The 9786-nt window shown below is 57.6% G+C and carries 7 protein-coding genes; 1 reads left to right on the top strand and 6 read right to left on the bottom strand.

What is annotated here, in order from left to right; genetic code table 11:
- Window positions 1–20: 20 nt before the first annotated feature.
- From pssA to GNX18_RS18380, 4 genes are all read right to left on the bottom strand, one after another.
- A complete protein-coding gene (gene pssA, locus GNX18_RS18395; RefSeq protein WP_166219979.1) occupies window positions 21–902 on the bottom strand; it encodes a CDP-diacylglycerol--serine O-phosphatidyltransferase in 882 nt (293 codons plus the stop codon).
- Window positions 903–1022: 120 nt separating this feature from the next.
- Window positions 1023–2048 (bottom strand): ketol-acid reductoisomerase, encoded by a 1026-nt coding sequence (gene ilvC / locus GNX18_RS18390; RefSeq protein ID WP_138236882.1) that lies wholly within the window; start codon window positions 2046–2048, stop codon window positions 1023–1025.
- An 84-nt stretch (window positions 2049–2132) separates the two neighbouring features.
- Window positions 2133–2624 (bottom strand): acetolactate synthase small subunit, encoded by a 492-nt coding sequence (gene ilvN / locus GNX18_RS18385; RefSeq protein ID WP_138236883.1) that lies wholly within the window; start codon window positions 2622–2624, stop codon window positions 2133–2135.
- Between the two features lie 15 nt (window positions 2625–2639).
- Window positions 2640–4376, bottom strand: a complete 1737-nt coding sequence (locus tag GNX18_RS18380) for an acetolactate synthase 3 large subunit (RefSeq protein ID WP_138236884.1) — start codon at window positions 4374–4376, stop codon at window positions 2640–2642.
- A gap of 562 nt (window positions 4377–4938) precedes the next feature.
- On the opposite strand from GNX18_RS18380, the gene GNX18_RS18375 reads away from it, so the two are divergent.
- Window positions 4939–5424, top strand: coding sequence for a DUF4124 domain-containing protein (locus GNX18_RS18375; protein ID WP_138236885.1), 486 nt, complete (start codon window positions 4939–4941; stop codon window positions 5422–5424).
- A gap of 8 nt (window positions 5425–5432) precedes the next feature.
- Here the strand turns inward: GNX18_RS18375 and GNX18_RS18370 are convergent, their stop codons facing one another.
- Together GNX18_RS18370 and GNX18_RS18365 are read right to left on the bottom strand one after the other, a co-directional pair.
- Complete coding sequence (locus tag GNX18_RS18370; protein ID WP_166219977.1) at window positions 5433–8522, bottom strand: efflux RND transporter permease subunit; 3090 nt, start codon at window positions 8520–8522, stop codon at window positions 5433–5435.
- Between the two features lie 29 nt (window positions 8523–8551).
- A complete protein-coding gene (locus GNX18_RS18365; protein WP_166219975.1) occupies window positions 8552–9736 on the bottom strand; it encodes an efflux RND transporter periplasmic adaptor subunit in 1185 nt (394 codons plus the stop codon).
- Between the last annotated feature and the right edge of the window lie 50 nt (window positions 9737–9786).

Here is a 9786-nt window from a genome sequence, read left to right as displayed (position 1 = left end):
GGATACCTAGCTATGCAGGGTCACCTTTTTGGGTCACCATCTCCAGATGATGCATCGCCCGACGAAGCCTCTACCAGCTGCCGGACTTTACGGCGTTCGCGCACTCCTTTCCACGCCCACATGACCGGTCCGGAGAAAGTGTAAATGACAGCAATCACCAATAGGACCCTAGGGGGGTCTATGGTCACCAGACTGAACACAAGGATAATGACCAGCAACATTACAAAGGGGACCCGCCCCTTGAAGTCCAGCTTTTTGAAGCTGGTGTAATGGAAGTTAGATACCATGAGCATACCGGCTGCCACGGTAACTAACGCGGCCACAATCGCGAGGCCCGTACCAACGTCCGCATCGTGCCCCGCCCACACCATGCTGGCAACAATCGCCGCGGCAGTTGGGCTGGCAAGACCGATAAATACGCCTTTGTCGACGGTGTCCACCTGCGTATTGAAACGAGCCAGGCGCAATGCGGCACAAGCGGCGTAGAGAAAGGCCGCCGCCCATCCCAGCTTGCCAAGAGGCCCGAGCCCCCAGCTGAATACAACCAGTGCCGGCGCCAGCCCGAAGGAGACCATATCCGAAAGGGAGTCGTACTGGACTCCAAATGCACTCTGGGTGTCCGTTAAGCGGGCCACCCGACCATCCAGGCCATCCAGGATCATTGCCGCAAAAATCGCAATGGCCGCCGCCTCAAAATTGCCCCCCATCCCCGCAACGATGGCATAAAAGCCGCTGAACAGCGCGCCTGTGGTGATCAGGTTTGGCAGCAAGTAAATGCCTTTTGTGCGTACTTTCTTGCCGCTGGCCGAAACCTCCTCTTCGATGTGCTCATCGACGGGAAGGCGGATTTCCTCCTCGGCGCGCGGACCTTCTGACCCCGGAACTTCCGGTTTATCGCTCATACAGCTTCCTTCCAAAACCCAGTGAGATTGATATGTCTGCGAGTGTACAGTGGCGAGCCGGCAAAAAAAAAGGCGGCGGGACCACCTGGTCCCGCCGCCCTTATCAACAAAGTGCAGCGATCAGCTGTTGCCTTCGGTCTTGTCGATGATCTTGTTGGCCTTGATCCAGGGCATCATCGCGCGCAGCTTGGCACCAACCTCTTCGATCTGGTGTTCACTACCGATACGGCGCTCAGCTTTCAGGCGGGGCTGACCAGCGAGAGACTCCAGCATGAAGTCTTTGGCGAACTTACCGGTCTGAATGTCTTTCAGAACCCGCTTCATTTCCGCCTTGGTCTCTTCGGTAACAATACGCGGACCGGTCACGTAGTCACCGTACTCCGCGGTATTGGAGATAGAGTAGCGCATATCCGCAATACCACCCTGATACATCAGGTCGACGATCAGCTTCAGCTCGTGCAGACATTCAAAGTATGCCATTTCAGGCGCATAACCCGCTTCGGTCAGGGTTTCAAAGCCCGCTTGAACCAGTGCGGAAACACCACCACAGAGCACGGCCTGCTCACCAAACAGGTCGGTTTCGGTTTCTTCGCGGAAATTGGTCTCGATAATACCGGAGCGACCGCCACCGTTTGCGGAAGCGTAAGACAACGCCAGCTCTTTCGCGCTACCGGAAGCATTCTGGTATATCGCGATCAGGGTCGGAACACCGCCCCCTTCCAGATATGTGGAACGAACAGTGTGACCCGGACCTTTCGGGGCGATCATGATCACGTCCACATCTTTCGGCGGCTGGATCAGCTCGAAGTGGATGTTAAAACCATGCGCAAATGCCAGAGCGGCGCCGGCTTTCAGGTTCGGAGCTACCTGCTCGCGGTACACCGCAGCCTGATACTCATCCGGGGTCAGGATCATGACCACGTCGGCATCTTTCACCGCATCGGCAACTTCAGCAACACGCAGACCAGCCTTCTCAGCCTTGGCCCAGGATGCAGAGCCCTTGCGCAGACCGACAACTACATTGCTTACACCGGAGTCTTTCAGGTTGTTCGCGTGCGCGTGCCCCTGGGAGCCGTAGCCCACAATGGCAACGGTTTTGGCTTTGATCAAAGAAAGGTCACAGTCTTTATCGTAATAAACTTGCATAACTTACTTCCTGCTTAAAGTACATTAAAAGGTCATTTCGTGCTGATTGCTCAGCATTGATGAATTCATTGACGGGCTCGACGCTCAGATACTGAGAACTTTCTCACCGCGGGCGATTCCTGAAACACCAGTGCGGACCACCTCCATTATGGTGTGCTCGCCCAGCGCCTGTAAGAAGGCATCCAGTTTTTCACTGGTACCGGCCACCTGTACCGTGTACATGTTGCTGGTGACATCAACGATCTGACCGCGAAAAATATCTACGCTGCGTTTGACTTCATCCCGCTGCGCGCCGGTCGCACGCACCTTGACAAGCAGCAACTCGCGCTCGATATGTGATCCCTCGGTGAGATCCACCAGCTTCACCACATCGATCAACTTGTTCAGATTCTTGGTGATCTGTTCGATCTTGTGATCATCCCCGATGGTGGTCAGCGTCAGGCGCGACAAGGTCGCATCTTCAGTAGGCGCCACAGTGAGACTCTCGATGTTATAGCCTCGCTGGGAAAACAGACCCACTACCCGCGACAACGCACCAGGTTCGTTCTCCATCAGAACTGAAATAATTCTGCGCATTCTGTCTAACTCCCCTTACGTCCGTTCCGTCTTGCTGAGCCACATATCCCGCATGGAGCCATTCGGCATCACCTGCATGGGATAGACATGCTCCGACGGATCGACGTAAACGTCGATAAACACGGTGCGATCCTTTATCGCGAACGCCTCAGCAAGCTTGCCGTGCAACTCGTCGCGATGCTCGATCTTCATGCCCAGATGGCCGTAGGCCTCCGCCAGCTTGATGAAGTCCGGCAGGGATTCCTCATACACGCTGTTGGAAAGGCGGCCTTCGTACTGCATTTCCTGCCACTGCTTCACCATGCCGAGCGCCTGGTTGTTGAGGCACAGAATTTTCACCGGCAGGTGGTACTGAGTCGCTGTGGACAACTCCTGGATACACATCTGGATACTGCCCTCACCGGTCACGCATACGACTTCGGAGTCAGGAAATGCCATCTTCACCCCCAGCGCCGCGGGCAGGCCAAAGCCCATGGTGCCGAGACCACCGGAGTTGATCCAGCGACGGGGTTTGTCAAACAGATAATACTGGGCAGCAAACATCTGGTGTTGACCCACGTCGGAGGTCACATACGCGTCCCCTTTGGTGATCTCATGCACCGCCCGAATCACCTCCTGCGGCATGATCATGTCACCGTCGGTGCGGTAGCGAGGCGCCGTGTACAGACCGTGGCGCTCACGCCAGTCGTCGATCTGGCGCCACCAGTCGACGATCGCGGACTGATCCGGCATTTCCCGAGAAGCCTTGAGCATCTCCAGCATTTCTTTCAAAACAGACTGCACCGTGCCTACGATGGGCACGTCGGCAGTGATGGTTTTGGAAATGGACGCCGGATCCACATCGATGTGGATAACCTTGGCCCCCGGGCAGAACTTATTCGGGGTGTTGGTAACCCGATCGTCGAAGCGCGCCCCCACGGCAAGGATCACATCCGCATGGTGCATCGCGGTATTGGCCTCGAAGGTCCCGTGCATGCCGAGCATACCGAGGAAACGCCTGTCCGTTCCCGGGTAGGCACCAAGCCCCATCAGGGTATTCGTTACCGGGAAATTCAGATGCTGCGCGAGTTCCGTCAGTAGATCCGCGCCATCCCCCTGCACGACGCCGCCGCCGGCATAAATAACCGGGCGCCGGGCGGAGAGCAACAGCGCAACCGCCTTGCGAATCTGGCCGGTGTGCCCCTTACCCGCCGGGGTGTAGGAGCGCATGCGCAGCTTTTCCGGATATTTGTACGGAAAGCGATCCACTGGATTGGTGACATCTTTGGGGATATCAATCACGACCGGGCCGGGGCGACCGGTGGAAGCAATGTAGAACGCCTTTTTGACAACCTCGGGGATTTCTTCCGCGTTTTTCACCAGGAAGCTGTGTTTCACGATCGGCCGCGAGCAGCCGACCATGTCGGTTTCCTGGAAGGCATCTTCACCAATTTTGTCGGTTGGCACCTGACCGGAGATCACCACCATCGGGATGGAATCCATGTAGGCCGTGGCAATACCGGTAATGGCATTGGTGGCACCGGGGCCCGAAGTCACCAGCACCACCCCCGTCTTGCCGGTGGCGCGGGCGTAGCCGTCCGCGGCGTGCGTAGCCCCCTGTTCGTGGCGCACCAGCACATGCTTGATGCCCTTCTGCCGGAAGATGGCATCGTAAATGTGCAGTGCCGAACCGCCGGGGTAACCGAATATCAGGTCCACCCCTTCATCCTGCAGCGCGCGAACCAACATATCGCCGCCGGAGAGTAATTCCACTTGAGCCCCCTCAAAATTTCCCAATTCTTAGGACCTGCATCATCCACAGGCCACAGAAAACCACATGGCGCGAAAGCCAGATGGCGATTCTAAAGGAAAAGCGTGATAAATATCAGCCTTAAACGCAGATTTAGCCCGTTTTTTAGGATAGCTTCACGGCAATGCCAAACTTGCGCGGAACCCGGCCAGTAATGAAACTGGTTTTGGGCTCCAAGGCCTCCAGATGGGGAGGGCCTCCTCGACAGGAGGTGGTGGGCGCTTAACCCACCGGAGAGCGTATGCGGACCACAGGGTGTTGTGGTGACATCTACTTCGCCGAGTGAACGCTAAATTGTCCAGCTTGAGACCCGGGTGTCAATAGAAGAAGGCTGTTTTGCTCCATTGTGGAGCAAGGTCTATCGCATAGTTCACCCGGCCACCGCACATCCGGAGGACAAACTGTTAACCCTGTCGCAGGTTCTCAACTGTGGCCCGCTACAATCGGGCCTTACAAGCGGCCCGCAATACGGTAGTGTTAGCCACTGCGGGCAAAATGCAAAAACAACACAAGGCAGTCCCTTACATGCGCAACTTCATCACCCCCCTCATCCTCGGTATGGGATTGGCGGTATCGGCTCAGGCAGACGGCATCTACAAATGGGTGGATGAGAACGGGGTTGTGCACTTTGGCTCACAACCGCCGAAGCAGGAACAGGTGGAAGTGGTCAAGGCGCCCAAATCCGATCGTTTCAAGCAGTGGCAACAGGAACAGAACGCTCTGACTGCCCAGCGCAAACTGACCACAGCATCGGACGCCAGCTCCACAGACACACCCGAAGCCCAACCGCAAACCCAAGAAGAGCAGCAGCCCGCGCAGGCCGATACCAGCGATGCGGAAAAGGCAGCCCGCGCGCAACGCTGTCGCAGTGCCCAGCAGCGGCTGCAGGAGCTCCAGTCTCGCCCGCGCGTACGCGAAGTGGATGCCAGCGGCAATTACCGGGTACTCCCGGAAGAGGAGCGCCAGCAGCGAATCCAGCAAACAAAAGATGTACTGCAGAACAACTGCTAACGCTTGAATTAGTTGGCTGCCGGCGGGTTCTCATCTGAACCCGCCGCCGTCGCTAAGTAGTCCCGCCCCAGTAACAGATACATCGCCGGCACCACAAACAAAGTGAACAAGGTGCCGATCGTCATTCCCGAGGCCACCACCAACCCCATGGCGAAACGCGCCCCACCGCCGGGACCGGCCGCGATCAACAATGGAACCATCGCCAGCACCAGCGAAGCCGTTGTCATCAGGATTGGGCGCAGTCGGATGCTGGACGCTTCTTCGATAGCTTCGCGCTTGCTCCTGCCCTGCAGCTGCAGCTTGTTGGCAAACTCCACGATCAGAATACCGTGTTTGGAAATAACCCCGATCAGGGTGACAAGCCCGACCTGCGTGTAGATATTGAGGGTTGTGAGCCCGAGGCTCACAAAGATCATCGCCCCGCACACACTCATGGGTACGGTCACCAACATAATCAGGGGATCGCGCCAGGATTCAAACTGTGCCGCCAGCACCAGGTAAATCACGATCAGCGCAAAGAAGAATGTTACCAGAAGGTCCGAGCCCTCACTTTTGAACTGCCGCGACTGGCCCGAATAATCCGTTGAATACTCCCGAGGCAGAACCTCCTCCGCCGCACTTTCGAGAATGCCCAGCGCCTCACCGAGAGGCACCCCCGGGCGCGGCACCCCCGAGATGGTCACGGCGTTCAGCTGCTGAAAGCGTTTCAACTGCTGGGGTTCGACCGTTTCTTCCAATCGCACCAGTGTAGACAGCGGCACCAGAGTGCCATCACCAGCGCGGATGTAATACTGCTTCAGCTGATCGCCAGTAAGGCGCTCTGCACGCACAACCTGTGGAATCACCTTGTAGCTGCGATTCTCCAGTGAAAAGCGATTGGTGTACGCGCCAGACATCATCCCCCCCAGCTCCCGCGCCAGGTCCGCCATGGTGACACCGATGGAGGCGGCTTTGTCGCGGTCTATCGCGACCGTCAGTCTCGGCTTGTCGAGCTTCAGATCTGCATCGAGAAAGATAAAACGCTTACTGGCCAGCGCCCGCTCCATGATGTCGTCGGCGAATCCCGCGAGAGTGGAAATCGGCTCGGTAGTCCCAATGACAAATTCCACAGGCAGGGTACCGCCGGCGGTGGGCAGACTGGGTGGCACAAACGTCGCGATTTTCAGGCCCGCAATCTGCGAGACCTCTCCATTGATCAGCTCCTGCATCTCCTGGGTATCTTTATCACGCTTGTTCCAGGACGAGAGCACGAAGCCGGCAATTGCACTGTTGGGACTGTTACCCGACCCACCGACGCCGTTCAGCAGGAACAGATTTTCCACTTCCGGGTGTCGGTCGCGTACAGCGTTTATCTCGCGGGTGTACTGCTCCATGTAATCCAGGGTGGCGAAGGAATCACCGCTGGCGATGCCCAGAACAAAACCTCGGTCTTCTTTGGGTTCCAGTTCACTGGGCGAGGTGACAAACAGAAAATAGCAACTGCCGAGAACAATCAGGCCAAACACCAGAATGACCAGCCTCTCGTCCAAGGCGCGATGCAGCCTGCGTCGATAACCAGACTCCAAACGGTTGAGCCGGGCTTCAAGCCAGGTTTCAAAACGGTTACTGCGCTCACCATCTTCCGCTCTCAACACCTTTGCCGCCATCATCGGCGACAAGGTGAGCGCCACCACGCCGGATAGCAGCACAGCCCCCGCCAGAGAAAAGGCAAACTCCACAAACAGGGTACCGGTGAGGCCTCCGAGAAAACCGATGGGCAGGTACACCGCAATTAGTGTGGTGGTCATGGCGACAATGGGCCAAGCCAGTTCGCGCGCACCTTTCAATGCGGCATCCTGCGGTGTCATTCCCTCCTCGATATGCCGGTGCACGTTTTCCAGCACGATAATGGCATCGTCCACCACTATGCCGATGGCGAGCACCATAGCGAGCAATGTCAGCAGGTTGATGGAAAAACCCATCAGCAACATCAGGAACAGCGCCCCAACCATAGAGAGAGGCACGGCCACCGCCGGAATGATTACGCTACGCAATGAACCGAGAAACAGGTAGATGACCACGATCACGATCAGTACCGCCTCAACGATGGTTTTCACCACCTCGTTAATGGAGTCCTGAATGTATTCGGTGCTGTCGTAGGGGATTTCCCCCAGCATACCCTCGGGCAACTGCGGGAAAATTTCGCGGTGCAGTTTTTCACGTACATCGGCAATCACATCCAGCGCATTCGCATCCGGCGCCACTTCCACCGCGACGAAGGTTGCCGAGCGCCCGTTGAACGTCACCGAAGTATCATAGGACTCCGACCCCAACTCCACTTCCGCCACATCCTCAAGACGCACCAGCTGATCGCCATCCGCGCGCACCACCAGTTTGCGAAACGCCTCCTCGGAGGCGATATCGGTATCTGCCCGTATGTCCATCGCCACTCGCATGCCCTTGGTACTACCCACCGCCGCCAACACATTGTTCTGGCGCAGTGCACTGGCTACGTCTCCGGCAGTCACGCCCTGCGCTGCCATCTCCGCGGGCTTCAGCCAGATACGCATGGCGAAGGTACGGTTGCCCAGTAACTCCGCGCGCTGCACACCGGGCACGGTAGACAGCTTCGGCTGCACCACACGGGTGATGTAATCGGTGATCTGGTTGTTGTCGAGTATTTCCGACGAGAAGGAAAGGTACATGGCGGCAATGGTCTCCCCTACCGCCAGGTCCACAACAGAATCCTCCGATTCCAGCGGCAGCTCATTGCGCAGTTTGTTGACCTTGGCCACCACCTGGGTGAGCACTTCATTGGGATCGTAATCGAGGCGAACGTATGCCTGGATGACAGAGATCCCCTGGATGGAGGTGGAGACGATGTAGTCCAGGCCGTCGGCGCTGGCAATGTCCTGCTCCAATGGTGTGGTGATAAACCCCTGCACCAGGTCCGCATCCGCGCCCACATACACCGTGCTCACGGTGATCACGGCATTTTCCAGCTCGGGATACTGGCGCACATTGAGTTCAGAGACCGAGCGCAACCCCAGCAGGAAAATAAACAGGCTGACCACACAGGCCAGAACCGGCTTGCGGATGAAGATATCGGTAAAATTCACACGGCGTCCCTGCCTGCGATAATCATGGCTCAGCTATTGTCCGGTTTGGGATTCAGCTGATCCGGCGGCGGGTTTTCATTGTTGATGATGACCCCGCCTTCGTTACGCAGTTTCAACAATCCCGTAGTCGCCACCTGCTCACCGGCCTCCACGCCTTCGGTAATCTCAATCAGGTCGCCGCGCACCTCGCCGGTCTTCACAAAACGCTTTACCGCCACCCACTCAGGCGGCGCGGCCTCCCCCATTGGACTTTTCTGAGGGACAGCGTCCGGCTGTTTTTTTGCCTTGCGGATTACAAACACGGCATTGCCATAGGGTGCAAAGCTGATGGCGGTGCGCGGCACGACCAGCACATTGCGAAACTTTTCCACTTTTACCGCCACATCCGCAAACATGCCGGGCCGCAGCTTGCGCTCGGCATTTTCCATTGTGGCCTGGAGCAGGAAGGTCCGGTTGCGGGGGTCTATAGCGGGGTCGATGGCCGTGATGCGCCCGGAAAAATTCTGCCCGGGAATGGCCGCGGCGGTAAGCTCGATCCCCTGCCCCTCGCGCACCCGGGAAAAGTCCCGTTCAGACAGGGAAAAATCCACAAAGATGGGGTGCAGTTGCTGCAGGGATACCACCGCATCTCCCGGCGCCACATTCTGCCCGAGGTCGATCTGGCGGATACCGAGCTGACCGGAAAATGGCGCGGTGATGGTGCGCTCGCGGATGGTGGCGCGTTGCACGCTGAGATTGGCGAGTACCTGATCGAGCGTCGCCTGAGCCTGATCCAGTTCGCGCAGGGTGGCCACACCTTTTTTGTACAGCTCCGAAATCCGTTTGTAATCCCGTTCCGCCAGCCGGCGCTCGGCTTCCAGCACTTCGATCTGTGCGGTTTCAGGATCGGCAGTCAGTTCAGCCAGTACGGTGCCCTTGTCGACGGGCTGACCGGATTCAAAATAGATGGCTTTGACTTCACCCTGGGCCTGGGTGGTGACATTGACGCCGTTGACGGCGCGCAGGCTGCCCACGGCGCTGAGGCGGGTCTGCCAGCGCTGCTGTTCGACGCGGGCGGTGGTGACGGTGGCGGGCGGCAGCGACATGTTGTCCATAAACTGGTTCATCATGTACAGGCCGAAAAACTTGAAGCCGAAGATGCCGCCGAACACCACAAGGCAGCCCAGCAGCATCCACAACATGCGCCGGTTAAACAGCTGCCTTGCCAGTGTCATACATCAGGTCCATTGGCGCGTTCCTACGTCGTTGGAAAGCCCGTGGCGGT

The sequence above is a fragment of the Microbulbifer sp. SH-1 genome (assembly GCF_011326135.1).
In the GTDB taxonomy this organism is placed as follows: domain Bacteria; phylum Pseudomonadota; class Gammaproteobacteria; order Pseudomonadales; family Cellvibrionaceae; genus Microbulbifer; species Microbulbifer harenosus.
This window is presented reverse-complemented; position numbering and strand designations above follow the sequence as displayed.

Coding starts and splice junctions, on each gene's coding strand:
- GNX18_RS18365 (WP_166219975.1), bottom strand. CDS start 9,736: ATGACACTGGCAAGGCAGCTGTTTAACCGGCGCATGTTGTGGATGCTG.
- GNX18_RS18375 (WP_138236885.1), top strand. CDS start 4,939: ATGCGCAACTTCATCACCCCCCTCATCCTCGGTATGGGATTGGCGGTA.
- ilvC (WP_138236882.1), bottom strand. CDS start 2,048: ATGCAAGTTTATTACGATAAAGACTGTGACCTTTCTTTGATCAAAGCC.
- ilvN (WP_138236883.1), bottom strand. CDS start 2,624: ATGCGCAGAATTATTTCAGTTCTGATGGAGAACGAACCTGGTGCGTTG.
- pssA (WP_166219979.1), bottom strand. CDS start 902: ATGAGCGATAAACCGGAAGTTCCGGGGTCAGAAGGTCCGCGCGCCGAG.